The following is a 22,531-nucleotide window of genomic DNA, read 5'->3' as shown; positions in this document are numbered from 1 at the left end:
GCCGGGAAAACTTGGGTACCGTGGCAGGCAGCAACCCAGAGCCGTAAATGAAGGGGCAGATCGATGGCCGAAGCTTCGATTGAAGAAATCCACGAACGGTGGCGCGCCCTCTGCCTGGAGCTGCCCGGGGCATTTGAGGACCACCCTTTTGGTGAAGACAGCACCGTGTTCAAGGTTGCCGGCCGCGACCGCGCAAAAGCCAAGATGTTCGGGCTACTCATGGTGCACCGAGGCGAGGTGCTGCTGAACCTCAAATGCGAACCCGCGATCGCAGACCAGCTGCGCAGCGAATATGACGAGATCATTCCCGGATATCACATGAGCAAAAAACACTGGAATTCGGTGCGTCCGGGGTTGGAGCCGCAGCACCTGCGGGAACTTGTTGAGGACTCCTACGACCTGGTGATCGAAGGCATGCCGAGGCGTGACCGAGAATTCATCCGCATGCAAACAAAAATTGCGCACGAATCGCTAGACTGACTTACATGTACTTCATCGTCGTTAAATATCAGGTAAAGCCGGAATTTTCCGAAAGCTTCATGTCCCACGTTGCACAGTTCACTCAGGCTACCCGTGCCGAGGAAGGCAACATGTGGTTCGACTGGTCGCGAAGTGTCGAGGACGCGAACCAATACGTTCTCGTCGAGGCCTTCCGCGATGACGAAGCCGCAGCGGCTCACGTTAACTCGGAGCACTTCGCAGCCGGGCTTGAGTCGATGCGTCCATTGCTCGTTGAGACCCCAAAGATCATCTCGCGCAAGATCGAAGGCGAAGACTGGGACGAAATGGGCGAGCTCCAGATCGGCTAGCCTTGCAGGCAGCGAAGCGGCGCGGCGCGTAGTTGGAAGAAGATCCAACTACGGGCCGCGCCTTTCCTATTCCCCGAGTCCATAGGTTGCTTTGGAGCTACGCACGGAGAAGACTCGGAGTGGAAGCAGAAAACCAATTGTGAGGATGTGGTTGTGGCTATGGAACTTGATGTCATTGTCATTGGCTGGGGCAAGGGCGGCAAAACTCTCGCCGGAACGCTAGCCCGCGCAGGACAACGGGTGGCTATCGTTGAGCAGTCGACGTCGATGTATGGCGGCACCTGCATCAACATTGGATGCGTCCCAACGAAGACCTTGATCCATGACGCGGAACAGCATCGTGGCAATAGGGCAGATGCCCACTACTTCTACAAGTCGGTCGAACGCCGCGACGAACTCACCGCGAAGATGCGCCAAAAGAACTTCTCGATGCTGAACGATCTGGACTCCGTTCTGGTGCTCACGGGCAGGGCCAGTTTCACCGGCCCGCACAGCATCAAGGTGGAAGGCGGCGAGGAGGTACTAGAGCTCAGCGCCCCGAGGATCGTCATCAACACCGGGGCGCTTCCTTCCGTTCCGCCTATCAGCGGCGCAGAAATTGGCGGGCGAATCCACGATTCAACGACCCTGCAACATGCGGAATTCCCGGCCAAGCTTCTTGTGGTGGGCGGTGGTTACGTGGGGCTGGAATTCGCTTCCATGTTTGCGCAATTCGGTGTGGAGGTGACCGTACTGGATCGCGGAGCGCGGCCATTGAAGCGCGAAGACGAAGACGTTGCCGCCGAGGTAGCCTCGGCTCTATCTGATGCCGGAGTGAACATCCTCGATTCCGCCAGTGTCACCTCGATGCGTCAGGATGCCGCAAGTGTCACGGTGACCTATCAACGTGACGGACGGCAGCGGAGCATCGAAGCCGACGCGGTGCTCCTGGCACTTGGACGAACACCCGCCACCCAGGGGCTGAACTTGGCAACGACCAACGTTCGTCTGGGCGAAAGGGGCGAGATCATGGTTGATAAGCACTTGGCCACCAGCTCGGAGGGGATCTACGCATTGGGCGATGTCATCGGAGGACCGCAGTTCACCTACACCTCTTTAGATGACCAGCGGATCCTCAAAGACCAGTTCTTGGGGGAGGGTGTACGGAACCTCGAAGACCGGGTGGCGGTGCCAACCACCATGTTCAGCACCCCGCCCCTGGCCCGGGTAGGTCTCAGCGAAGACCAGGGACGTGCCCAAGGACTGGACATTAAGGTGGCAGTGAAAAAAGTTGCCGATATCGCGGCGATGCCACGGCCGAAAATTGTGCAGGATCCGCGAGGCATCATCAAATTTGTGGTGGATCGAAACAGCGACCAGATACTTGGTGCGGCGCTGATGCACGTAGACGCACAGGAAGTCATCAACCTGGTGGCGCTAGCCATGCGCTCCGGGATCACCGCCAGCACGCTGCGGGACTCGATTTTCACCCACCCGTCTTCGACCGAGGCCCTGAACGAGGTATTAGCAGAGTTTGACTAGTGCGTAGTTCCTGAAAGGCCAACGGCACCCCGGATGGATTCCGGGGTGCCGTTGGCCTGTGCGCTCCTGCTTAGTGGGTGTTCTTCTTGCGGCTGCGAATCACCAGCAAGATGATTCCGGCGACCAGCACCACCCCTGCGGCGATGCCGATCCAGCTAGTGGCGAACCCGGTGTCCGCCAGAGAGTCCTTGTCGCGAGGCTGCTCGCTAGGCGACTGCTTGGTGTCCTCGGAAGGCGTTGCGCTTGGCGACTGCGACGGACTTTGCGATGGCTCCTCGCTTGGGCTCTGCGAAGGTTCCTGGCTAGGTTCCTCGGTCGGTTCGGCGCTCGGAGTCGGCTCCGCGGCCGACTCGATTACGGTGAAGTCCACCGAGATGTCCTCGCGCTGCACCTGGGAGAGAACCAGCGAGTTTGCCCCTAGCTTGGCATCGGCTGGAACGGCAAGCTCGAAGGAGGTCTTGCCTTCCGCATCCGCGGCAGGGATATCATCTACTACCAATTCGCCGTCGAAGGCGGTGGCTGTTACTTCTCCCCCTTCTTCGAGGCCCATCACGGAGACCTGAGCGCCTTCACCGGGAACGATCTCGGAAGGCGAAATCTCCACGCTGGCCCAGTCGGTACCCGACAAGGTGGCGCGGCCCAGTGGTGCTGGGGAAACTACGTCGTGGGATTTGAAGTAGTTCACGGTTGCGTCCAGATCAATTTGGCCGCTGTCCGTGTGGCCGGTGCCTTCGGCAAAGGCGGCGAAGTTATCGCCACCGGTTGCGAGGAATGCGTTGGCCGCGACCGTGAAGGATGCGCTCTCATCAAGTGGCTCACCGTTGAAGGTGATGTCCTTGATATGCTCGCCGGCAGCGGCAGCTGCAGCTGCATCTTCAACGTAGGTGTATTCCAATCCCTCGGAGATGCCCAGATGCAGTTTGGTACGTTCCGAGCCTTCCGGCTGCCATTGCTGCTCCAAGGCCTCACGGATCTGCTCTCCGGTCATCTCGAAGGTGATCAACGTATTGGCAAAGGGCTGGACGTCGGCGGCGGCCTTGTAGGTCACCGTGCCATCTTGGCCGTAGAGCAGATCGGCGCGCAGGCCGCCTGGGTTCATGAAGGCGATCTCCGCCGGCTCTCCGGCGAAGTTCTCGTTCGAGGTGGCCCACAGGTGGATGTCTGCCACGGTGTTTCCCAGTGTCGACTCGATACCGCGGTCGGATCCCGGTTCTTCGCCGCCGCGCAGGATGTCCTCGGAAATCTGGCCGACCTTCACGCTGCCGACTTCTTCCGACTTGTCTACTGCTTCATCGACAATGGCCTGGACCTCGGCATTTGCCTCGAAGTTTGGCGACCAATCGCCATTGGCGTCTTCAGTTGCCAGCGGGACGAGTTCGGTTGCACTCTCAACGACGTCACCGGTGGTGGCGTCGAGCTCTAGGGAAACCTTGCCCAAGGTGGTGCCGTACTGATGCGACTGGATGACCGATCGGCCCGCAATATCGCAGTTATAGGCCTGATGCGTGTGGCCGGAGAAGATCGCATCGATCTCCGGGCTGGCATCGCGGATGAGCGTGCCGTAGTCGCTGTCCTCGTCGGCGATAACCTCGCAGGTATCGTTCTCCGAGCCGTTGTGAGTCAGTAGGACCAGAGTGTCGGCTTCGCCGTTGGCCTCGTCGCCATCGGAAAGCTGGGCCGCGACTCGATTGGCCGCTTCCAATTCACTTCCGAAGTCAAGGGAGGAGATACCGTTCGGGCTGACCAGCGAAGGGACATCGGCGGTGACGGTGCCGATGATTCCAACGCGCAGCCCGTCCACCTCGCGGATCGCGTATTCACGCAAGGCGGGATTCTTGGTCCCCTTGTCATAGACGTTGGCGCCAAGCGCGAAGTCGGCGCCATCCGCACCGGATTGCTGCCCGTAGCGTTCGATGACGCGGTCGCTGAGGTCCTCGTATCCGCCGTCGAATTCATGATTGCCCACCGCTGCGGCGTCCAACCCGCCGGCGACAAGCGAATCGATGGTCGGTTCATCTTCTTGAGAAGCGGAGGCGAAGGTTGAAGCTCCGATGTTATCCCCGGCCGAGACGAACAAGGTGTTCGGGTTCGCTGCGCGTTGGGCATCGACGGCGCCGGCCAAGACCGCGGCGCCTGCCGAATCCCGGTCGGCTGCGATACGGCCATGGAAATCGTTGATCCCGATAAGGTCGAGACTGACATTTTCGCCAGCAGCGGGTGCTTCCGTCGCGGTTGCCTGAGCGGCAATTGCGCCCGAGGTGAGCAGGGACAATGCGGCTAGCGAAGCTAGTCCAGTGTTCCTTATCTGCTTGAATGCAGACATAGATCCTCCTAGTAGTGTGCGAGTGACATGCATCATGTCTATCGCATGCAGGTGAACCTGTCGATGACTTCTCGTGAAATTTGTCCATCTATATGGAAATTACGCCGTTTCCGGTTTGGGCGGTGCCTGCCGGTTCGCCGCTTGACCCTCCAGGGTGCGGGCGCCGATCACCAGCATTGATAAGCTATTTTCATGAGTGAAACCTTGCCGCCGTGCCCCGAATGCTCTAGCGAATACACCTATGCCATGGACTCGCTACTTGTCTGCCCCGAATGCGCGCACGAATGGAATGCGCACATTGCTGGGGAGGGGGGCAACAATGCCGCAGGCGCCGAAATAAAGGATGCCGTGGGCAATGTCTTGCAGGATGGCGACTCGGTGACCATTGTGAAGACCATGAAAGTTAAGGGAGCGCAGGCTGCGCTGAAGTCTGGAACCAAGGTGCGTAATATCAGGCTGACTCCGGGCAGCGGTGACCATGATATCTTCGCCAAGGTCGATGGCTTCGGTCCCATGGAACTGAAGTCTTCCATCGTAAAGAAAGCCTAGTTCGCTAGACCTTTCGGCGGCGCGGATCGCCGGCGGTTACTTCGGATCTATCCAGCGTGCTGGTCACCAGAATCATTGCCGAGACAATGAACATCAGCGATGAGGTCACCCAGCAGGCGGTCGCGATCTCGCGTTGCTGGACGTCCAGGGCGAGCATGAAGACGCAGACGCTGGCGGCTAGAAGTATCGAGCCGAGCAGTCGTGCCTTCATGGTGCACCAGTTTCTGTTGATTCGTGTTCGTCGCGCCATGAGCTATTCCCAAAACGCTGGACTAATACAATTCTGCCACAGGTTCACCGATTTGAATATAAAACTTTTGGTGCAATTACGGCCTATTGCCCTCATCCTTTTGTATGATGGCGAGGCGATTGCCTGAGTTTTACAGGCATGACCTGAGGATTTTGGCAATGGAAGTGTGCTCAGCCGGGGTCATCCACGCGCCATATTTTGCCTTCACCTGAGTTTGGCGTGAAACGTAAGCACAGCGGAAGCTCTTGTTTGGTGGAAGCCAGGTAGCTGCATCCTTGTCACCTTTGGAGGCATTTGCCGACCCATCCGAGGCAAGAAGGTTCAACGGGTCATTGGCGAATTCGAGCCGAGTCTGTGCGTCCCATTTCTGTGCGCCCTTTTGCCACGCATCAGACAACGCGACTACGTGATCAATCTGGACTTCGGAGCTGGTTCCTTGCCCGCGCCGGAACTCAATGGTTTCTCCCGTATACGGATCATGGAAGGTGCCGCTCAATACCACGCAATCGACCCGTGCCGGCTTGAAGGCAATATCTTCCAGATCGCGGGCCAAGATATCGTTTCGTGCATCGCAGCCGTTGCGGTCCGGGTCCTTCCAGCCTTTGCCGAATAGTTCCCGTGCATATCCGGTTTTCGGCGCTCGCCCCTTGCGATCGATCTGTTCAAGCAGCGTGAGGGATTTGGCGAACTCTTCTTTGTCGCCCAGTGTGGTTGCCGTCTGGGCAGCAGGCTCGGAGACCAAGTCTGAAAGCTCAAATGATCCCAGCGACGCGCAAGTACCCACGGCAAGGGTGGCGGCTACCAGCGTGATGGATATAATTCGTCGCGATAAGCGCATGCCCGGGGAGTTCTCCTGCTTCGGTATTGATTAGGTGGATTTGTCCTCCACCGGTAGAACTCTATTCGTTGCTACCGACAAGTCGAGGGGTTCACCTGCGTGTTCAGTTGTGAGATGTTTCGAGCCGCGATCCAGAGGGAGTAATTAGTAGAGAACTCCTGATCTGACACACCTTGTCTTGAATCGTTCAGACCCACGGTCATTCGAATGCTTCACGGCATTGGAATTTGGACGGGTGGGCGTTGGCGAACGAAACGTCTCTGCCTCGATCGGCAATTCGGTTCTGCCGTTGAGCTCCACATCAGACTTCCGAGTTGGAGAAACGGATCGCCCTTGATTAGCGCAGCGAGAGGCCCGAATTGCAGGTCACAGTCCGGAACTTCGCCCGATGGCTAGTTGGCGGGTGCAGTTTCCACGTTCTTGTTCCCCCGCCAGCAATTCCTTGGTCCATTGCACGAGATCATGGTTCAACGGTGAATTTTCTCCGACGAGCCCCAGATGATCCAGCCCGTCATATTCGCGTTAGAGCAGATCGCTTCCGGCTGCGCACGCGTCGAATAGTCGAGAGCTGGTGGACAGCGCGGCGGGTACGTCTTTGCCGAAGAAGCGCAACTGTGAGATGTGCTCGACAGCGGAGCGGGCCGATGAGTTCTGTTGCGCGGCGATCTCCAACTCGGGGTAGATCTTCTCCCAGGCGGAGGCAATATGGCTGGTGACGATCTTTCCCTAAGCCTCGTCCTTGTATCCTGTCGCAAGTCGAGTCAGGTCCGTTGCCGGAGCCATCCGGCAGTATCGAGTACCTCCAGTTCAGGAGCATATCTCTCGGCACGAGCCGCACCGAAAAGGGCCGCATGACCGCCTGTGCATTGCTGGAATAGAGCCATGCGGTGGCGGCGCCGGTGGCAAGCAGAAGCACGAGGCAGCCGGCGGGAGCAAAGGTGAGCCCCGTCTGTCCCAGCAGGGAAGCCACCGTGGAGTCTTGGGAAGCCGGTGTTCAAAAGTTTCGCAAAGACGGTGCAGTCCCAGGAGAACTAGCCACCCGCAAAAGCTGCGCCGAGTACCCAAAGCGATGGCCGGGGCCAGATGATGACCAGAACCGAACCAAATAATCCAACCAGCACGGTCAGTGCGCCACGCACCGGCTGCTTACCTGCCACGCGGCCGGTAGGCGCATTAGGTCGGTGAGAATCGACCCCGAGCACAGCAAGAGGACGATGAGCGATACGGAAGTTGCCGAGTCGGTTATCAGCGCAAGCCCGATAACGACCAATAGCAACCCGCCGATGGCGCTGAGCAGTCGCCGGGCGCGGGGGAGCCGAGCCATCGATTGATCCTCGCTTCGCTTCGAAAAGATACCGCTCCCTACGGTGACGTCCAGTGACCTGCGGCGCTAACGCTAGCGCCGCAGCGTCCAGTACGAAGAAACGTGGACGTACTTCTTATTCAGGCCCCATTGGGCGGTGATATTCGAGATGGCTTTCGCGGTGGATCGTTCGGCGTGCGCCATCACGCTTGTCCCGGGGTTGGGTTGACCCAGCGCAAGAAGCGCCGGAGGGAGCAGATCGCTGGTTCCGGGGCGTAGGCCGTCTCGGTGCAGCCAGCGCAGTTCGATCCCGGCGGGATGCTCGATTTCAAACTCGCTCGCGGCCCCGGCCACTTCCAGCAGCGCAATTCCTTGCGCATCCGCACGCAGCATACTCAAAGCCACGGAAACGGCCGGAATTCCCGCCTCGTCGGCTGCGAACAGATAATTCCCGGCCTTCGAGCTCGGCGTGAATTTGCCACGTGGGTCCGAGATTACCAGTGGGTCTCCCGGCAGTACCTTGGCGGCCCACGAACCGCCATAACCACGGTCTCCATGCACCACGAAGTCAATGGCCAGCTCTTCTGCCGACCGGTCGACCCAGCGGATGGTGTAGGAACGTGAGCGTGGAACCTGCTCGCGGGGCAGCCGGTGGCGCAATGCCTTCAAATCGTAGGGGGCGGTGAGCCCCAGTTCGCGATCGGCAAAGTACACCTTGACGTACTGATCCGCCTTGCCGTTCGGGCGGAATCCGGCAAGTCGATCGGCTCCGGCGATCACCCGGATCATTTCCGAACTCAAATGCTTCACGCGTTTAACCGTCAACACGTGTTGGCCCATGCCGTGGCTGAGAGGAGTTGGCTCGGTGAGTTCGGGGCGGGGCGTCTTATTCTCGGAGTTCTCGCCGGGATATATGTCCTGCCTCCCGTGAACGCTCTTGCCTAACACGCGTCGTGCCGCGGCCAATGCTGCCGCAGCTCCGGCGCGTTCGGCGGCCTGGAGCAGTTCGTCGGTCTGTTGCTCGGAAAGCTCGAGCCCTTCATGCTGCGCGTTCTTCAGTTCCTTCTTGGCTATCTTGTAGCCGAGTTTGCCGCCTGCCCTTTCGGCACGATTGACCGCCTGCAGGATGAAATGCTCAGGTGCGGACACGACCAGTTGTGGAGTGTGCTTGCTGTATCTGTGATGCTTTGACACGACCTGTGCTCCCGACTCTTGCGTCCACTGGAAATGTTCTTGATCCGAGTGTGCGCTGTCTGGAGGGAGCAAACAAGCCCCACAGGGAAGGCAAGGCAAGGTTCCGCAACGACTCCCAGCGGTCCTGTCTTTCGAATGCGCCAATTTCGCTCAAGGATGACGGACTTCAAAGGGGCAAAAATTCTTAGCCCCGCTCAAGGCATTTCCTGAGACTTAGCCGAAAGCTATCTGGAATAGGTAGCCAGATGAAGAGCGCCTGCCTAGGCTGGGGATCGGGTGAAAGGAGCACGTCATGAAGAAAATCCTCATGGTACTAACCAGTGTTTCCGAGATCGGCGACACGGGAGAAAAAACCGGATACAACGTGGCCGAGGCCGCGCATCCATGGAAAGTATTCAAGGACTCCGGGCATTTCGTAGACTTTGCCTCGATCAAGGGCGGACAACCACCGCAGGATACGGTAGATACCGACGACCCGATCCAAGTGGCATTCACGCAGAATGAGGCTACGCGGGCGGGCCTTTACAACACCGCGCGAGTCGAGGTTGTGGACCCCGAACAATATGACGGCGTTTACCTGGTCGGTGGACATGGGACCATGTGGGACTTCCCTGAGCATGAAGGGCTGCAGAAACTTGTAGCCAGCGTCTACGACGCAGGGGGACTAGTCGGTGCGGTTTGCCACGGTTCTGCTGGATTGCTCGACGTCGAATTGAAAAATGGATTGCGCCTCATCGAAGGGCGAACCGTCGCGGCATTCACCAACGAAGAAGAGGTCGCAGTCGGCAAGGACAAGGTCGTCCCGTTCCTCCTTGTCGACAGGCTGGTTGAACAAGGTGCCATTCACGAAGCGGCTGAAAACTTCGAAGAAAAGGTTGTCGTCGACGAGCGTCTGGTCACCGGCCAGAATCCGGCGTCCGCAGCTGGTGTCGCCAAGGAGATGGAGAAGCTTTTCGCTCAAGTGATTCAGCAGGAGAAAGCCGCCGAGCAGCATGACGCCGAAGACCTTCGTGCCCAGCATGATGCCAAGAAGTCGGCATCGCGCAAGGAGCACGATGAGCACAAGCATCACTAGAAGAGCTAGGTCCCGAGCTGGCGGGGAGCACCTCGAACCGGCATGAATACGGCGAACAGCCCGTTTCCTCACCGAGGAAACGGGCTGTTCGCCGTATTGCGCTATTAGCGCGGAGGCTTAGCCGAAGTACTTCTCCATGGTGCCTTCGTGCGCGGCACGCAGGTCCTCGACGGACACGGTGAATTCACCCTGCACCTCCAGGGCATTCGATTCCGCATCGACGATGCCCAGGCGAGCCACGGTTACACCGCGGGCGCCGGTCATGTCGTTGAAGCGGACCTCTTCGCTGCGCGGAACCGCAACCAGTGCGCGAGACTGCGATTCGGAGAACAGTGCGGTGAATGAATCGACACCGTCACGCTTCTTGATGTCGTCCAGGGCCACCCGGGCACCGACACCGTAGCGCAGGACCATTTCCGACAGCGCGGCCGCAAGGCCGCCCTCGGAGAGGTCATGCGCCGCGTCGACCATGCCGTCGCGGCTGGCGTTGATCAGGATCGCGCCCAGTTCCTTCTCAACCTCCAGATCCACCTTCGGTGGCAAGCCGCCGAGGTGTCCGCGCAGGTTGGCGAACTCTGAGCCGTCCAGCTCGTCGAAGGTCTCACCGATCAGGTAGATTGCCTGGCCGTCTGCCTCTTCGCGCCACCCCGATGGGGTGCGGCGTGCCACGTCGTCCAGCTTGCCCAGGGTTGCCACGACCGGGGTTGGGTGGATCGCGGTGGTGCCGGTCTGGTTGTACAGCGAGACGTTGCCGCCGGTCACCGGTACTCCGAGCACCTTGCAGGCGTCGGATAGGCCGCGGATGCCTTCGGCCAGCTGCCACATGACATCCGGATCCTCGGGGGAACCGTAGTTCAGGCAGTCCGAGACCGCCGCAGGGATCGCGCCGGAGGTGGCGACGTTGCGGTAGGACTCGGCCAGCGCCAGCTGGGCACCCAGGTAAGGGTCCAGGTAGGTGTAGCGGCCGTTGGCATCGGTAGCGATGGCTACGCCAAGCCCGGTTTCCTCATCGATGCGGACCACGCCTGCATCATCCGGGGAAGCCAGGGCGGTGTTGCCACCGACATAGCGGTCGTACTGGCGGGTGATCCAGGACTTGTCGCACATATTCGGGCTGGCGATCAGCTCGAGCAGCGCAGCCTTCAGCTCGTCACCGGTAGCCGGAAGGTTCGCTCCGGCCTCCGACGCCTTGAAGGTATCTGCCTGCAGGGCGTCCTGCCAGCTTGGGCGAGCATACGGACGGTCGTACACCGGGCCGTCGTGGGCGACGGTCTTCGGGTCCACGTCCACGATGACTTCGCCATCCCAGGTGATGATCAGGCGGTTGGTGTCGGTGACCTCGCCGAGCCAGGAGTACTCCACGGAGTACTTGTCCATGACGGCTTCGAAAGCCGCGACGTTCTCCGGGGTGACCACGGCCATCATGCGTTCCTGGGACTCCGACATCAGGATTTCGCCCGGGGTCAGGGTCGGGTCGCGAAGCAGCACATCGGTCAGCTCGACACGCATGCCGCCCTCGCCGTTGGAGGCGAGTTCGGAAGTGGCGCAGGAGATGCCGGCGGCACCCAGGTCCTGGATGCCCTCGACCAGGGAGGCCTTGAACAGGTCCAGGCAGCATTCGATGAGCACCTTCTCGGCGAAGGGGTCACCGACCTGCACGGCCGGGCGCTTGGAAGGCTTGGTGTCGTCGAAGGACTCGGAAGCCAGCACCGAGGCGCCGCCGATGCCGTCGCCGCCGGTGCGCGCACCGAAGAGCACCACCTTGTTGCCCACGCCCGAGGCGTTGGCCAGGCGCAGGTCTTCGTGGCGCAATGCGCCGACTGCCAGCGCGTTGACCAGCGGGTTGCCCTGGTAGATCGGGTCGAAGACGGTTTCGCCGCCGATGTTCGGCAGGCCCAGCGAGTTGCCGTAGCTGCCGATGCCGGAGACCACGCCGTGCACCACGCGCTGGCTATCGGGGTGGTCGATCGCGCCGAAGCGCAAGGGGTCCATCACGGCGATCGGGCGGGCGCCCATGGAGATGATATCGCGCACGATGCCGCCGATGCCGGTGGCCGCACCCTGGTGCGGTTCGACGAAGGAGGGGGAGTTGTGCGATTCGATCTTGAAGGTCACGGCCCAGCCGTCGCCCAGGTCGGTGACGCCGGCGTTTTCGCCGATGCCGACCATCAGGTCCTTCTTCATCTCTTCGGTGACCTTGTCGCCGAACTGGCGCAGGTGGTTCTTGGTGGACTTGTACGAGCAGTGCTCGGACCACATCACCGAGTACATGGCCAATTCGGCCGCGGTCGGGCGGCGGCCCAGGATCTTGACGATCTCCGCGAACTCGTTGTCCTTCAGGCCCAGCTCGGCCCACGGCAGTTCCACATTCGGGGTACCGGCCGCGTTATCGACGGTGTCGATATTGAATTCCTTGGTCACTTCCTGGCTCACTTCTTGCCTCCAACGAGGTGGGTCAAAACACTGGTGAAGAACGTCAGACCGTCGGTGCCGCGGTGATCCGGACCGAAACCGGCCTCGATGGCGTGCTCCGGGTGAGGCATGAGGCCCACCACGTTGCCCGCCGCATTGGAGATGCCGGCGATCGAACGGCGCGAGCCGTTCGGGTTCCAGCCCACGTAGCTGAACGCCACGCGGTTCTCGGCCTCGAGCATGTCCAGGGTCTTCTCGTCGGCCACGTACTGGCCGTCCTGGTTCTTCAGCACGATGGTGATTTCCTGGCCCGGCTCGTAGCCGTTGGTCCAGGCGGTCTGGTTGTTCTCCACGCGCAGCAGCTGATCGCGGCAGAGGAACTTCAGGTGGTCGTTCTTGATCATCGAACCGGGCAGCAGGTGCGACTCGGTGAGGATCTGGAAACCGTTGCAAATGCCCAGCACGGGTAGCTTGGCTTCGGAGTTCGCAGCATCGACGATCTTGGACATCATCGGTGCGAAACGGGAGATCGCGCCGGCGCGCAGGTAGTCGCCGTAGGAGAAGCCACCGGGAATCACCACGGCGTCAACGTCCTGCAGCTCGGTGTCGGCGTGCCACAGGGACACCGCTTCGGCACCGGCTGCGCGCACCGCACGAGCGGCGTCGCGGTCATCGAGGGTGCCCGGGAAGGTCACCACGCCGATGCGCGCTCCGGAAAGTTCGGAAGTTGGCGTCGAGTAGTCGCCAATCAAGGGAAGATCTGTGCTCATTAGTCTTCGACTACCTCGACGTTGACAACGTCCTCGATGACCGGGTTCGACAGCAGGGTCTCCGCCGCTTCGCGCGCCTGGGCGAGGATTTCTTCGGTCACCTCGCCGTTGACGGTGAGTTCAAAGCGCTTGCCCTGGCGGACAGCTTCGAAGGAGGTGAAGCCTAGGCGGGGAAGTGCTCCCGCGATGGCCTTGCCCTGAGGGTCAAGGATTTCTGGCTTGAGCATGACATCTACAACGATGCGGGGCATCCGGCATATCTCCTGTTGGCGAGGTTAAGTTAAATGCCACACGGAGTTGCCGTCTCACACCAGGGGGATTTGGCGCTCCGCGAGCTTGCTTTACAAGTCTACCGGGTATGTGACGCGCAAAACGCAGGGGTGTGTGCAACTACCGCTTTAGCGGCGATTAAGACGTGTGATATTCGGCTCGTGGGCTGGGTCACCGGAGCGGGCAAGTAAGCTGGATACGTGCAAAACTCCAAGGAAACCCGCTGTCCCTGCCGTGAATTAGACGCAGCGCAGCGCAGCTACGCGCAATGCTGCCAGCCCTTTCATGACGGACGGACCAACCGGTCAGCGCTGCCCGACACCGCAGAAGAGCTGATGCGCTCGCGCTATAGCGCCTTTGCCTTGGGGCTGCACCGGTATTTGCTTGAGACCTGGCATGAGACCACCCGGCCCAAGGAACTGGAGCTGGATGCCCACATGCGCTGGCTGGGCCTGGAGATCCATGCAACCCGCTCGGGCGGCGCCACCGCGACGCGTGGAGTCGTGGAATTCGAGGCGCACTACAGCCTCGGGCAGGATCGGGACAGCCAACGAGAAGCCAGCTCGTTCGTGCGGGAAGACGGAGCCTGGTTCTACGTCGACGCCCTGTAGCAGAACTCGCCGCTATTTGCTGGAGTTGCGCAGGGCGGAGAGCATCTGCGGCTGATTGCGCTTCTCGGCAAGTTCGAAGGCGTCGGATCCGGAAGGATCGGTCAGGTGCGGATTAGCTCCGGCTGCCAAGAGCAGGCGGGCTATGGACAGCGAATTATTCGAGCCCTGGCCCAGGGAGATGGTCACATGCAGTGCGCTCCAACCAAGATCATTGACCTTGTCCAGGGGGATATCGTGCTGCAGCAGGACACGAACCGATTCCACCTGTCCGGCTTCGCTAGCCACGAACAAGGCGGTGCTGCCCAGCCGGTCGACGCTGTTTACATCGGCGCCGTGGGCCAGTGCCGAACGCAGCACGTCTTCGAGGCCAAAGGCGCTGGCTCGCAGGAACGGTGATTCCTGGGACTTGTTCTTTGAGTTCGGATTCGCCCCATCGGCAAGCAGCAGCTTGGCGATCTGGTCATCGCGGTTGAGCACCGCGCGCATCAGCGGAGTATTTCCCCGTCCGTCTTTGGCATCCAGCTCGGCGCCGTCCTTCAAAGCTTTGCGCACCGAGCCGACTTCGCCTTCGGCAACCGCCGCAAAAAGAGCGGTGGTTGAGGTCGAATGGATCGGTCCGCTTTGGGTCAACGGCTTGATGCTGGCAGATCCAGAGGTGGCCGCACTCGACAATGGGGCAAGGCTTCCTTGGGAAGCTGCCGGATTCGACGTCGACCTGGCGCTCGCGCTTGTGGCGGGCTTGGTTGCCAAGCTCGTGCTGGAACTGGTGGCGGCAGATGGCTTGCTCTGCGTGCTGGAGGGGGCAGCAGCCGGACTTTGCACCGGCAAATTTGGCGGGCTAGTGGAAGAGGCGGCCGAGGGCACGGGGTCTGCTTGGGGGACTGAAGAAGCGCAACTGCTGCAAGCTCCAAGTACGGCGGCCAAGGGGAGCGCTAGCAATGCGTAGCCACGTCGTTGCGTGGAATGCCCGTGTCGAAGTGCCATCTTTCCTTTCAATGATCCGCGGTTTTCCGGTAGCGGTGAAGTTCCTGCCGAATGTCGATCTGCTAGTGAGCATATCGGGGAAAGCTGAAAATTTGCGGTCAATAACCGCCGAAATCTCTTTGCGCCCCAGGCGCAGGCTTCTTCGCTAAAATTGGAGACACCATGGAATGCCTTTACTTCTCCGCCGGACGTTGCCGTTCATGCACCCAAATGACGGTGCCGTACGTTGACCAGCTCCAGGCCAAAGCCGACCACTGCGCCACCGCGCTCGCGCAGTTCCCAGACCTGCAATTCTTGCCGCCGCAAGCCAGCTCAGAATCGGGCTTCCGCAATAAGGCGAAAATGGTGATCTCCGGAACCACCGAGAATCCGACCATCGGAATTCTCGACGCCGACGGCCACGGCGTAGACCTGCGCAACTGTGGGGTTTGCGCTCCCGAACTGCGCGCGCTGTTCCCGGTGATCGAGCGCTTCATCAAGGAACTGAAGCTCATCCCCTATGACGTGCCCAAGGGCAAGGGGCAGCTCAAGCACGTCATCCTCACTCTTTCGGACACCGGAGCGGTCATGGTGCGCTGGGTGCTGCGCACTAAGAAGCACTTCGTGGCTCTTCGCGATTCACTGCCTCAATTCCTCGAGCTGCTCCCGCGCCACAGCGTGGTTTCGGTGAACTTCCTGCCCGAGCACAAGGCCGTCTTGGAGGGTGAAGAAGAAATCATCCTCACCCGCCGCACCACCTTGGAATTCGGACTGAACGGCGTGCCGATGCACCTGCGTCCGCAGGGGTTCTTCCAGACGAACACCGAGATTGCCGCCGCGCTGTACCGCCAGGCTCGCCAGTGGATCACCGATGCAAATCCTGCCAGCCTCTGGGACCTGTACAGCGGGGTAGGCGGCTTCGCGCTGCACTGCGCCGAAGGCGGGCGTCGGGTGCAGGGAATCGAAACCAGCACCGAGGCGGTGGCTGCGGCGCAGGTCGCGGTGGAGGAGATGGGCTTGGAGAACACGACGTTCACCGCAATGGACGCCACCGACTTCGCGCTATCCGCCGGGCAGGCGCCGGAAGCGGTCATCGTCAATCCGCCGCGTCGGGGCATCTCGGCCGAGCTGGCACAGTGGCTCAACGATTCGACCGTGCAGCATGTGGTGTACTCCAGCTGCAATTCGGTTTCGCTGGCCCGGGATCTTGCACGGCTAGACAAGTTCACCGCTAAGCAGGCCCGGGTGATGGACATGTTCCCGCAGACCAATCACTACGAGGTGATTGTTCGTCTCGAACGCGCCGCAGTCTAAACGCGTATAGAGACGCACTAGGGTGGCCGGAACCATTAACAGGTTACGGCCACCCTTTTGCGTGCTAGCGGTCCAAGGTGGCCGTGCGCATATCAAGGCGCTGCATGATCTGGTCAACCATATGCGGATCAACCCCGGGTTCGCGCCGGGCGCGGAGCAACTCGTCGCGGGCCGCCGCCAGCGCCGTGGACTGAATCGCGTCGGCCTTGGTGATCACCGCGCGCAGCTGGGTGTATTTTTCATCGGTGATCGCGTCATGCGTATCCGGATCGGTCAGCAAGATGTTGTGCAGGTCGTGCATGCGTCGGGTGACCACATGGCGGTAGTTCTCCGGCAGCTGCTGCAGCTCAAGATTCTTCTTCAGGGTCTGCACCGCAACTTCTTCGGCCCGGCGAGCGAGCGCGCGGCGGGCCTTTTTGGTGGCCTGGTCATTGCCGCGCAGCTTGAGCGCCCGCATCAGCATCGGCAGCGTCAGCCCCGGGACTACGAGGGTGGCGAGCAGTACGGAGCAGGCGGCGACCACCACGAAGTTCCTTCCCTCGATGGGGGTGCCTTCCGCGGTGAACTTCGGCAGGGCCAAGGCGAGAGCAAGGGTGGCCAGTCCGCGCATGCCGCACCAGGTGAGCACCAGCGAATCCTTGGCCGCGGAGACCTTCTCCATCCCGCGCCGGGCATTTGGCAGATAGTAGGTGCCGAACATCCAGAGCGTCCGAACCAGGATCACTACGACACAGATGGCAAGGATGCCGGGAATGAACCCGAGCAGGTTGCTGCCCTCTTCCTGGATGACCGAGTTCATCTCCAGGCCCATGAGGCCAAAGGCCAGACCGGTGGCCAGCATTTCGAGCACTTCCCAGAAGGCGTGCCGGGTCAACCGTTCTTGCGAGTCCTGCGGACGGTCGCGGCGTCCCAGCTCCAGGGCCAGCACCACGACCGCGACCACTCCGGAGGCATGGACTTCCTCGGCCAGCATGTAGACGGCGTAGGGTGCCACCAAGGTTGCCGCGCAGCGCGCCGCCAGATTAGGCACGAAGCGGTTCAGCCAACCGACAACCCAGGCCATGGCGATGCCCACGATGATGGCCACCGCCGCGCCGATCAAGAATTTCGGAATGAGGTCCAAGCCGACCTCGGTGCCGTTAAGCGTGGCGGTGACCGCAAGCTGGAAGAGCACGATGGCCATCGCGTCATTGAACAGCCCCTCGGTCTCCAGCAGGGAGGTGAGCCGCCGCGGCATTTTCACCTTCGTCGCAATCGCATCCACCGCTACCGGGTCCGGCGGGGCGACGATGGCGCCGAGGGCGATCGCCAAGGGAACCGACAAGAAGGGGGCGAAAGCCAGCGAGGTTGCCGCCACCGCGCCGGCGGTTACCACGATCAGCACCACCGCGAGGCGGATCAGCGCTTTCCAGCGCAGCCGGAACACCGACCAGGAGCTGCGCTGCGCGGTGGCAAAGAGCAGCGGCGGCAGGAAGATGGGCAGGATCAACGCTGGATCGATATGCAGTTCAGGCATGAACGGGAGGAAACCGGCCAAGGTGGCAAGGATGAGCATCAGGATTGGATAGGGGAGCTTGATGCGCTCACCCAGCCCGACAATCAAAATAGTGGCGAACAGCAGCGCGATGATCAGCAGGAAGAACTCCATAGTCTTCCTATTCTAGTCGCTGGAGCTATCCGTGGTGGCATCTAGAGGAGGATATAGCGGGTTATTTCATGCCCTCGCCCAGCAGCGGGGCCAATGCATCCCATTCGCTAATCGCGCAGCCATTGTGGCGGTCGAAGCTCGTATCGACTTGCTTCCCACCTAATATTCCGCTGATCCTTGCCGTCGCGGGCCCGCCATAGATCTCGGTGCAGCTTTGCTGCGGCGAGCGTTGCGGGGTGAGCACTTCGGGATTCTTGGCCAATAAGGCACAGGCGGCATTCGACTCGGGCAGCGTACTAGAATCAGCGGCCTGGGCGCCGCGGCAGGATAGATGGTATTCGCTGTCGACGGACTTCCCCTCGAAGCTGATGCTGATCTTGAGCTCTGCGTCAGCGCCAACGGGTGAGGTGCCCGCGGTGGGAGCCGAACTGGCGCAACCAGCGAGCAGCAGCCCGGCCAGTAGCGGAGCTACGAAAACCAGACCCGTGTGCGCCTTCCGATTCTTCAGTCGTCCCATGAACCAATTGTGCTTCCCTTTTAGCCCAACACGCTAGCGTTCCGAGGCAATTGGCAGGCTGAGCACCACCTGCAATAGTTCCATCCGCAGCTTCTCCGCCCGCAGGGCGAACTCCTTTTGCAGCCGAACATATTGCGCTTTGCCCTCGGGAGTCTCGATTTGGATCGGCTCTTGGCCCCAATCCCCAAGGTCGTAGGGGGAAGCCTGCATGTCCATGGTGCGGATATCCCAGGCCAGTTCGAAGCAGTCCATGACCAGAGCGCTGGGAACCGCAGGGCTCAACTTATAGGCCCATTTATACAGGTCCATATTTCCATGCAGGCAGCCGGGCTGTTCCAGGTCGCGTTGCGTCTCACGGGTTGGCTGCAACTCGTTGAGCGGCACCGCCTCCGGAGTGTAGAAGCGGAAGGCATCAAAGTGCGTGCAACGGATCTTGTGGTTTTCTACGACCTCGTCCGTGCCCGTCGCGCCGAGGCGAAGCGGCAGGTATTCGTGGCGTATCCCGTTGACCTCGGATTTGTAGGCCATCGCCCATTCATGCAATCCGAAGCAGGAGAAATTGGCCGGCTTCTGTGCCGTATTGCGCAGCAGGATGCGGGCGAATTCGATCACCCTGGCCCGTGACTCGGAGAATTTCTCAATATCGAGTTCTACCCCCGGTCCTGCCGGGGTTTCCGTGCTGCGGTAGAACTTCCAATCTTCACGTTCTCGGGCCTGCTCGCCAAGCAGCACCACGCCGACGCCCGGGTGCCAACGATAGAGCTGGCCGGGTTTCTGCGTGTAGTAGGTGAAAAGGAAATCCTCGATGGGATGTTTGGCCCCGGTCATCCTGCGCTGGACAAATGGTTCGCCAAAAGCTCTCGCGCGGACCTCATGCGCGGCGGCACGTTGCATCCAGTGCGGGGCTTCCAAAGCTGTGGCGGTTAGGGGCATACTTCTAATTATTCAATTCATGGGCCGGCGAAACCAGTTTGGTACGCCAACTCACATATCCTGCACAGGAGTACACCATGGAAAACTTCCCTCCCTGGGAGCCGCCAATGGACGGCACCGAGGAAGCGCACCTGCTCAGCATGCTCGACCGGTTGCGCACCACCTTCAGGTATAAGGCCGACGGCCTGGACATCGGGCAGTTGGCGGCGAGGCTGCCGAGCAGCGAGCTGAGCCTCGGTGGACTGCTGCAGCATCTGGCGGTGGTCGAAGACGAAAATTTTGCCTACTTGATCGGCCGCGGACGCCCGGAGATCGTGCTTGAATTCTCTGCCGAGGGGCGCGACCATTTCGCGGTGAACGCCGAAGAGAATCCGGAAGCACTTTATACGCGCTATGACAAGGCAGTGCTAAAGAGCAGGGAGGTTCAGGCTCAGGTAGTTGCCGCGGGTGAACTCGATGCGCCCTCTGCCTTGGAATACGAGGGGAAACACGCAAGCGTACGACGAATAATCTGCGATGTGATCGAAGAATACGGCCGGCATACCGGGCACGCGGACTTGCTGCGAGAAGCGATCGACGGCCGAGTGGGCGAGGACCCTCCTTTTGATTACCGTCCACCTTGGTACGCGTGATTTAAGGTTTCGGCTAAGCAAGCTTGAATGGCGAGGTAGCTTGAATGAAGAGTGGGCAGTGCCGAATCGTGAAGGCTTATTTGCGTCCTCGAATTGCTACCAAGACGCATCTAGCAAGTGGTTAAGCAACAGCCGAATTACGGGACGGGTGGCTTCAAATCCACTACCTATTGCACCAAGAAAGTCACTGCGATCAAACATTCTTCGCAGGCACGATTTAAGCGGTTGGCCTGGTGGGACAAGGGTGGCCCTGAAATTAGCCAGCCAGCCAAAAAGATAAAAGCCGGTAGCCATAACGGCACCTATTGCCCTGCCGTCTTCGAACAGACAAATCACGCACTGTCATGTAAATCTGTGAAAAAACCGCCTGGTCAGGCCGCACTCTCTGGACTATAGTCTGCAACGGCAAGACTTACTATGCTGGTGCCTATGCTCCCGTACAGAAGGGGGGCTTCATGCCGTCCGTAAGCAACATGCTGACAAAAATCAAGATTCTACTTGAATCCAAATCTTCAGAGAAACCGATGGTCTACGTTGTCTACGGTAATCAACCCAGCCCGTTTGCGGATCTAGAATACATAGAGCCAATAATCGCGGTCGTGGCCAGTGAGCGTGAATGCTTTGCGATTCAAGAAAATTACCAAGTCACTGAAGTCAGCTGGGAAGCACGAAAGGTGCAGGATGCTGAGAGCAGTGACCTGGCAGGAGTCAGAGTTCTGTATCTCATGCATACCACTTTGTTACCGTACGATGAGGATGCCGATGGAAATCCAGTCTTCGGGATCATGGAGTCTCCACAGCCCACGGCCCTATATTGCAGTCGGGATACCGCTGAACAAGAAGCACCGGATCAATACCTGCACATAGTCAGACTCGGTGAAGTAAACCTTCGCGGCGTCGGAGAGCTTTTGGAATAAACATCCTTAAACAGAGAATTTTGTCATTTTCCTCGTTCAGCCGACAGCGGTTTACCAGTAGGATTTCGTTGCGCAATTGGCGTGCGACAACAGCTGGCTTTGCCGTTGTGCGCGGCGCGGCCAGCTGATGCTACTGCTTGGTCGAGGGATTGATCCGATGATCTCGGCGATAGTTGACGCTACGGTTATTTATCGGTTGTGGAGCCGGTCAGTGGGGCGGGGTGGCGGCGCTTTCCGAGAAGCAAGGTGCCGATGACGGCCAAGATCGCAATGACACCGGCCGTGGTGAACGCCGTTTGTCCTGCGGCGACGGTTTGCGAAACGGTCAAGGCTCCGGCCTGTGCCGCGTTTGCACCGATCGTGTACATGGCCACGAGAACCGCGCCACCAGCGGCACCGGCAAGTTGCTGCGCGGTGGTGAACGCTGCGCTCCCGTACGGGTAGAGCTCGGGGCGCAAAGACGATAGGGCCAAGGTGGTTATCGGAGCCCACATCATCGCCTGGGATGCAGAGAGGACAAGGTAGGCGGCGAGGTACAACCAGACGCTGTTGCGCTCATTGAGTGTGCTGAGGAACCAGATGCTCGCTGCCCAGATAACTCCGCCGGGGATGACCAGTGGCCGTGGTCCGAAACGATCGTAGATCCGCCCGCCCGCTGCGGAAACGAGCGCGATCACGGCGCCGCCCGGGACGAGGAAGAGCCCGATGGCCAATGTGCCCAATCCCAACGCCCCGGTGAGGACGAGGGGGAGGACCAGGCCAATGCCGAAGGCGTTCAGCGCGATGAACACCATGACCAGCAGCGGCACGACGAACGACTTCGACTGGAAAACGCGCATGTCCAGGAACGGGTCGCGGTTTCGCCGGCGGAGGGCTGCCTGGCGGAAGGCGAATGCGGCGACGCCCAGGACGCCGACCGTGATGGGGATGGCGGGCGAGATGGGCGCGTGGCCGGAAGCGGACTCTCCGATTGAGGAAAGGCCGAAGATCAAGGCGCCGAAGCCGAGAGCGGATAGGGCGAGGGAGAGCACGTCAAGAGTCGCGTGTTCCGGTGTTGTGATGTTCTTGAGCTTGATCGCTCCCAGGATGAGCGCGATCACGGCGATGGGCAAGACGAGGATGAACAGCCACCGCCACGGCAGGACCGAAAGTACGAGTCCGGAGATTCCTGGGCCGAGGGCAGGCGCAATCGCGGGCACCGCGGTGACCAGTGCCATGACGCTGCCACGGCGTGCTTCAGGAACCAGCCGCATGGCGGTGGTCATAAGCAGCGGTACGAAGACGGCGGTTCCCACCGCTTGGATGATGCGACCGGTGAACAGGACGCCGAATCCCGGTGCAGCGGCCGCGACGGCGGTTCCGATGATGAACAGTGCCATAGCGGTGAGGAAGATCGTGCGCATGTGGAAGCGGCGCATGACGAACCCGGTCGCGGGGATCAGCACTGCCAGCGTCAGCAGATAGCCCGTCGTCAGCCACTGCCCTGTCGAGGGGGTGATTTCCAGGTCGGCGATCAGGGTGGGCAGCGCGACTCCCAGCAGCATTTCGTTCAGGAGCACGAGGAAGGTGGACCCCATCAGCAGGCCGATCACCAGGGCGCTTCCCGGTGCGAGCCGATCTCCTTGGTGGTCATTGGGCGGATGGGCTGTCGTGGAAGAGTTCAAAGTGGGCATGTTTGTGCT

The 22,531-nt window shown here is 60.4% G+C and carries 24 protein-coding genes; 11 read left to right on the top strand and 13 right to left on the bottom strand.

Translation table 11 applies throughout. From position 1 onward, the window contains the following. The first annotated feature begins 63 nt into the window (after positions 1 to 63). The 3 genes from ACT3TP_RS08730 to ACT3TP_RS08720 all read left to right on the top strand — a co-directional run bounded on the left by ACT3TP_RS08730 (position 64) and on the right by ACT3TP_RS08720 (position 2,330). Positions 64 to 480, top strand: coding sequence for an MmcQ/YjbR family DNA-binding protein (locus ACT3TP_RS08730; protein ID WP_096285667.1), 417 nt, complete (start codon positions 64 to 66; stop codon positions 478 to 480). 5 nt (positions 481 to 485) lie between these two features. Beyond that, on the top strand, positions 486 to 809 hold the full coding sequence (locus tag ACT3TP_RS08725) for a putative quinol monooxygenase (RefSeq protein ID WP_176484151.1): 324 nt from the start codon (positions 486 to 488) through the stop codon (positions 807 to 809). A 159-nt stretch (positions 810 to 968) separates the two neighbouring features. Further along, positions 969 to 2,330 (top strand): FAD-dependent oxidoreductase, encoded by a 1,362-nt coding sequence (locus tag ACT3TP_RS08720; protein WP_096285663.1) that lies wholly within the window; start codon positions 969 to 971, stop codon positions 2,328 to 2,330. 70 nt (positions 2,331 to 2,400) lie between these two features. Here ACT3TP_RS08720 and ACT3TP_RS08715 read toward each other — a convergent pair whose 3' ends face one another. Continuing rightward, positions 2,401 to 4,653 carry a 5'-nucleotidase C-terminal domain-containing protein gene (locus ACT3TP_RS08715; protein ID WP_444620418.1) on the bottom strand — a complete coding sequence of 751 codons (2,253 nt, stop codon included), beginning with the start codon at positions 4,651 to 4,653 and terminating at the stop codon, positions 2,401 to 2,403. A gap of 192 nt (positions 4,654 to 4,845) precedes the next feature. Between ACT3TP_RS08715 and ACT3TP_RS08710 the strand changes: the two genes are divergently transcribed. Next, the gene (locus ACT3TP_RS08710) at positions 4,846 to 5,202 is read left to right on the top strand and encodes a zinc ribbon domain-containing protein YjdM (protein WP_096285659.1); all 357 of its coding nucleotides are present in this window, start codon (positions 4,846 to 4,848) and stop codon (positions 5,200 to 5,202) included. A 4-nt stretch (positions 5,203 to 5,206) separates the two neighbouring features. Here ACT3TP_RS08710 and ACT3TP_RS08705 read toward each other — a convergent pair whose 3' ends face one another. The 4 genes from ACT3TP_RS08705 to ACT3TP_RS08690 all read right to left on the bottom strand — a co-directional run bounded on the left by ACT3TP_RS08705 (position 5,207) and on the right by ACT3TP_RS08690 (position 8,787). After that, the gene (locus ACT3TP_RS08705) at positions 5,207 to 5,413 is read right to left on the bottom strand and encodes a hypothetical protein (RefSeq protein WP_096285657.1); all 207 of its coding nucleotides are present in this window, start codon (positions 5,411 to 5,413) and stop codon (positions 5,207 to 5,209) included. A 169-nt stretch (positions 5,414 to 5,582) separates the two neighbouring features. Further along, positions 5,583 to 6,290 (bottom strand): HNH endonuclease family protein, encoded by a 708-nt coding sequence (locus ACT3TP_RS08700; protein WP_444620417.1) that lies wholly within the window; start codon positions 6,288 to 6,290, stop codon positions 5,583 to 5,585. 1,123 nt (positions 6,291 to 7,413) lie between these two features. Beyond that, a complete protein-coding gene (locus ACT3TP_RS08695; protein ID WP_096285651.1) occupies positions 7,414 to 7,614 on the bottom strand; it encodes a hypothetical protein in 201 nt (66 codons plus the stop codon). A gap of 72 nt (positions 7,615 to 7,686) precedes the next feature. Beyond that, positions 7,687 to 8,787 (bottom strand): siderophore-interacting protein, encoded by a 1,101-nt coding sequence (locus ACT3TP_RS08690; protein WP_444617164.1) that lies wholly within the window; start codon positions 8,785 to 8,787, stop codon positions 7,687 to 7,689. 292 nt (positions 8,788 to 9,079) lie between these two features. On the opposite strand from ACT3TP_RS08690, the gene ACT3TP_RS08685 reads away from it, so the two are divergent. Then, positions 9,080 to 9,862, top strand: a complete 783-nt coding sequence (locus ACT3TP_RS08685; protein WP_096285647.1) for a type 1 glutamine amidotransferase domain-containing protein — start codon at positions 9,080 to 9,082, stop codon at positions 9,860 to 9,862. Positions 9,863 to 9,979: 117 nt separating this feature from the next. On the opposite strand, the gene purL is transcribed toward ACT3TP_RS08685, so the two are convergent. From purL to purS, 3 genes are read right to left on the bottom strand one after another with little or no spacing between them, the layout of a single operon-like run. Further along, positions 9,980 to 12,295: a phosphoribosylformylglycinamidine synthase subunit PurL gene (gene purL / locus ACT3TP_RS08680; protein ID WP_096285645.1), complete on the bottom strand. Its 2,316-nt coding sequence runs from the start codon at positions 12,293 to 12,295 to the stop codon at positions 9,980 to 9,982. Further along, positions 12,292 to 13,044, bottom strand: a complete 753-nt coding sequence (purQ, locus tag ACT3TP_RS08675; RefSeq protein WP_096285643.1) for a phosphoribosylformylglycinamidine synthase subunit PurQ — start codon at positions 13,042 to 13,044, stop codon at positions 12,292 to 12,294. The genes purL and purQ overlap by 4 nt, the downstream gene beginning before the upstream one ends. Continuing rightward, positions 13,044 to 13,295: a phosphoribosylformylglycinamidine synthase subunit PurS gene (gene purS / locus ACT3TP_RS08670; RefSeq protein WP_096285640.1), complete on the bottom strand. Its 252-nt coding sequence runs from the start codon at positions 13,293 to 13,295 to the stop codon at positions 13,044 to 13,046. The genes purQ and purS overlap by 1 nt, the downstream gene beginning before the upstream one ends. Positions 13,296 to 13,514: 219 nt before the next feature. Between purS and ACT3TP_RS08665 the strand changes: the two genes are divergently transcribed. Further along, complete coding sequence (locus ACT3TP_RS08665) at positions 13,515 to 13,925, top strand: YchJ family protein (protein ID WP_096285638.1); 411 nt, start codon at positions 13,515 to 13,517, stop codon at positions 13,923 to 13,925. Between the two features lie 12 nt (positions 13,926 to 13,937). Here ACT3TP_RS08665 and ACT3TP_RS08660 read toward each other — a convergent pair whose 3' ends face one another. Next, on the bottom strand, positions 13,938 to 14,555 hold the full coding sequence (locus tag ACT3TP_RS08660; RefSeq protein WP_176484150.1) for an ankyrin repeat domain-containing protein: 618 nt from the start codon (positions 14,553 to 14,555) through the stop codon (positions 13,938 to 13,940). Here ACT3TP_RS08660 and ACT3TP_RS08655 point away from each other — a divergent pair. Next, positions 14,518 to 14,871, top strand: a complete 354-nt coding sequence (locus tag ACT3TP_RS08655) for a hypothetical protein (RefSeq protein WP_176484139.1) — start codon at positions 14,518 to 14,520, stop codon at positions 14,869 to 14,871. The genes ACT3TP_RS08660 and ACT3TP_RS08655 overlap by 38 nt on opposite strands. A 200-nt stretch (positions 14,872 to 15,071) precedes the next feature. Next, a complete protein-coding gene (rlmC, locus tag ACT3TP_RS08650; RefSeq protein ID WP_096285634.1) occupies positions 15,072 to 16,202 on the top strand; it encodes a 23S rRNA (uracil(747)-C(5))-methyltransferase RlmC in 1,131 nt (376 codons plus the stop codon). Positions 16,203 to 16,266: 64 nt separating this feature from the next. Here rlmC and ACT3TP_RS08645 read toward each other — a convergent pair whose 3' ends face one another. The 3 genes from ACT3TP_RS08645 to ACT3TP_RS08635 all read right to left on the bottom strand — a co-directional run bounded on the left by ACT3TP_RS08645 (position 16,267) and on the right by ACT3TP_RS08635 (position 19,300). Next, positions 16,267 to 17,850 (bottom strand): cation:proton antiporter, encoded by a 1,584-nt coding sequence (locus tag ACT3TP_RS08645; protein WP_096285632.1) that lies wholly within the window; start codon positions 17,848 to 17,850, stop codon positions 16,267 to 16,269. Between the two features lie 61 nt (positions 17,851 to 17,911). Continuing rightward, the gene (locus tag ACT3TP_RS08640; protein WP_444620415.1) at positions 17,912 to 18,367 is read right to left on the bottom strand and encodes a hypothetical protein; all 456 of its coding nucleotides are present in this window, start codon (positions 18,365 to 18,367) and stop codon (positions 17,912 to 17,914) included. Positions 18,368 to 18,400: 33 nt separating this feature from the next. Next, positions 18,401 to 19,300 carry a 3-methyladenine DNA glycosylase gene (locus ACT3TP_RS08635; RefSeq protein WP_444617492.1) on the bottom strand — a complete coding sequence of 300 codons (900 nt, stop codon included), beginning with the start codon at positions 19,298 to 19,300 and terminating at the stop codon, positions 18,401 to 18,403. A gap of 77 nt (positions 19,301 to 19,377) precedes the next feature. Here ACT3TP_RS08635 and ACT3TP_RS08630 point away from each other — a divergent pair, with 77 nt between their 5' ends. From ACT3TP_RS08630 to ACT3TP_RS08620, 3 genes are all read left to right on the top strand, one after another. After that, positions 19,378 to 19,932 (top strand): mycothiol transferase, encoded by a 555-nt coding sequence (locus tag ACT3TP_RS08630; RefSeq protein ID WP_444617494.1) that lies wholly within the window; start codon positions 19,378 to 19,380, stop codon positions 19,930 to 19,932. A gap of 117 nt (positions 19,933 to 20,049) precedes the next feature. After that, positions 20,050 to 20,328: a hypothetical protein gene (locus ACT3TP_RS08625; protein ID WP_444617496.1), complete on the top strand. Its 279-nt coding sequence runs from the start codon at positions 20,050 to 20,052 to the stop codon at positions 20,326 to 20,328. A 59-nt stretch (positions 20,329 to 20,387) separates the two neighbouring features. Then, positions 20,388 to 20,849: a hypothetical protein gene (locus tag ACT3TP_RS08620; protein WP_444617498.1), complete on the top strand. Its 462-nt coding sequence runs from the start codon at positions 20,388 to 20,390 to the stop codon at positions 20,847 to 20,849. A 185-nt stretch (positions 20,850 to 21,034) separates the two neighbouring features. On the opposite strand, the gene ACT3TP_RS08615 is transcribed toward ACT3TP_RS08620, so the two are convergent. Then, positions 21,035 to 22,522: a DHA2 family efflux MFS transporter permease subunit gene (locus ACT3TP_RS08615; RefSeq protein WP_444620413.1), complete on the bottom strand. Its 1,488-nt coding sequence runs from the start codon at positions 22,520 to 22,522 to the stop codon at positions 21,035 to 21,037. Between the last annotated feature and the right edge of the window lie 9 nt (positions 22,523 to 22,531).

Origin of the sequence: Glutamicibacter sp. AOP38-B1-38, assembly GCF_052377485.1 — a bacterium.
Lineage (GTDB): Bacteria > Actinomycetota > Actinomycetes > Actinomycetales > Micrococcaceae > Glutamicibacter.
The sequence above is the reverse complement of the archived record's forward strand: the minus strand, read 5'-3'. Positions and strand labels throughout refer to the sequence as shown.

Excerpts from the sequence above, each read along its gene's own strand:
- ACT3TP_RS08730 (WP_096285667.1), top strand. The coding sequence starts at position 64 with ATGGCCGAAGCTTCGATTGAAGAAATCCACGAACGGTGGCGCGCCCTC.
- ACT3TP_RS08725 (WP_176484151.1), top strand. The coding sequence starts at position 486 with ATGTACTTCATCGTCGTTAAATATCAGGTAAAGCCGGAATTTTCCGAA.
- ACT3TP_RS08720 (WP_096285663.1), top strand. The coding sequence starts at position 969 with ATGGAACTTGATGTCATTGTCATTGGCTGGGGCAAGGGCGGCAAAACT.
- ACT3TP_RS08715 (WP_444620418.1), bottom strand. The coding sequence starts at position 4,653 with ATGTCTGCATTCAAGCAGATAAGGAACACTGGACTAGCTTCGCTAGCC.
- ACT3TP_RS08710 (WP_096285659.1), top strand. The coding sequence starts at position 4,846 with ATGAGTGAAACCTTGCCGCCGTGCCCCGAATGCTCTAGCGAATACACC.
- ACT3TP_RS08705 (WP_096285657.1), bottom strand. The coding sequence starts at position 5,413 with ATGAAGGCACGACTGCTCGGCTCGATACTTCTAGCCGCCAGCGTCTGC.
- ACT3TP_RS08700 (WP_444620417.1), bottom strand. The coding sequence starts at position 6,290 with ATGCGCTTATCGCGACGAATTATATCCATCACGCTGGTAGCCGCCACC.
- ACT3TP_RS08695 (WP_096285651.1), bottom strand. The coding sequence starts at position 7,614 with ATGGCTCGGCTCCCCCGCGCCCGGCGACTGCTCAGCGCCATCGGCGGG.
- ACT3TP_RS08685 (WP_096285647.1), top strand. The coding sequence starts at position 9,080 with ATGAAGAAAATCCTCATGGTACTAACCAGTGTTTCCGAGATCGGCGAC.
- purQ (WP_096285643.1), bottom strand. The coding sequence starts at position 13,044 with ATGAGCACAGATCTTCCCTTGATTGGCGACTACTCGACGCCAACTTCC.
- purS (WP_096285640.1), bottom strand. The coding sequence starts at position 13,295 with ATGCCCCGCATCGTTGTAGATGTCATGCTCAAGCCAGAAATCCTTGAC.
- rlmC (WP_096285634.1), top strand. The coding sequence starts at position 15,072 with ATGGAATGCCTTTACTTCTCCGCCGGACGTTGCCGTTCATGCACCCAA.
- ACT3TP_RS08645 (WP_096285632.1), bottom strand. The coding sequence starts at position 17,850 with ATGGAGTTCTTCCTGCTGATCATCGCGCTGCTGTTCGCCACTATTTTG.
- ACT3TP_RS08640 (WP_444620415.1), bottom strand. The coding sequence starts at position 18,367 with ATGGGACGACTGAAGAATCGGAAGGCGCACACGGGTCTGGTTTTCGTA.
- ACT3TP_RS08635 (WP_444617492.1), bottom strand. The coding sequence starts at position 19,300 with ATGCCCCTAACCGCCACAGCTTTGGAAGCCCCGCACTGGATGCAACGT.
- ACT3TP_RS08630 (WP_444617494.1), top strand. The coding sequence starts at position 19,378 with ATGGAAAACTTCCCTCCCTGGGAGCCGCCAATGGACGGCACCGAGGAA.
- ACT3TP_RS08620 (WP_444617498.1), top strand. The coding sequence starts at position 20,388 with ATGCCGTCCGTAAGCAACATGCTGACAAAAATCAAGATTCTACTTGAA.
- ACT3TP_RS08615 (WP_444620413.1), bottom strand. The coding sequence starts at position 22,522 with ATGCCCACTTTGAACTCTTCCACGACAGCCCATCCGCCCAATGACCAC.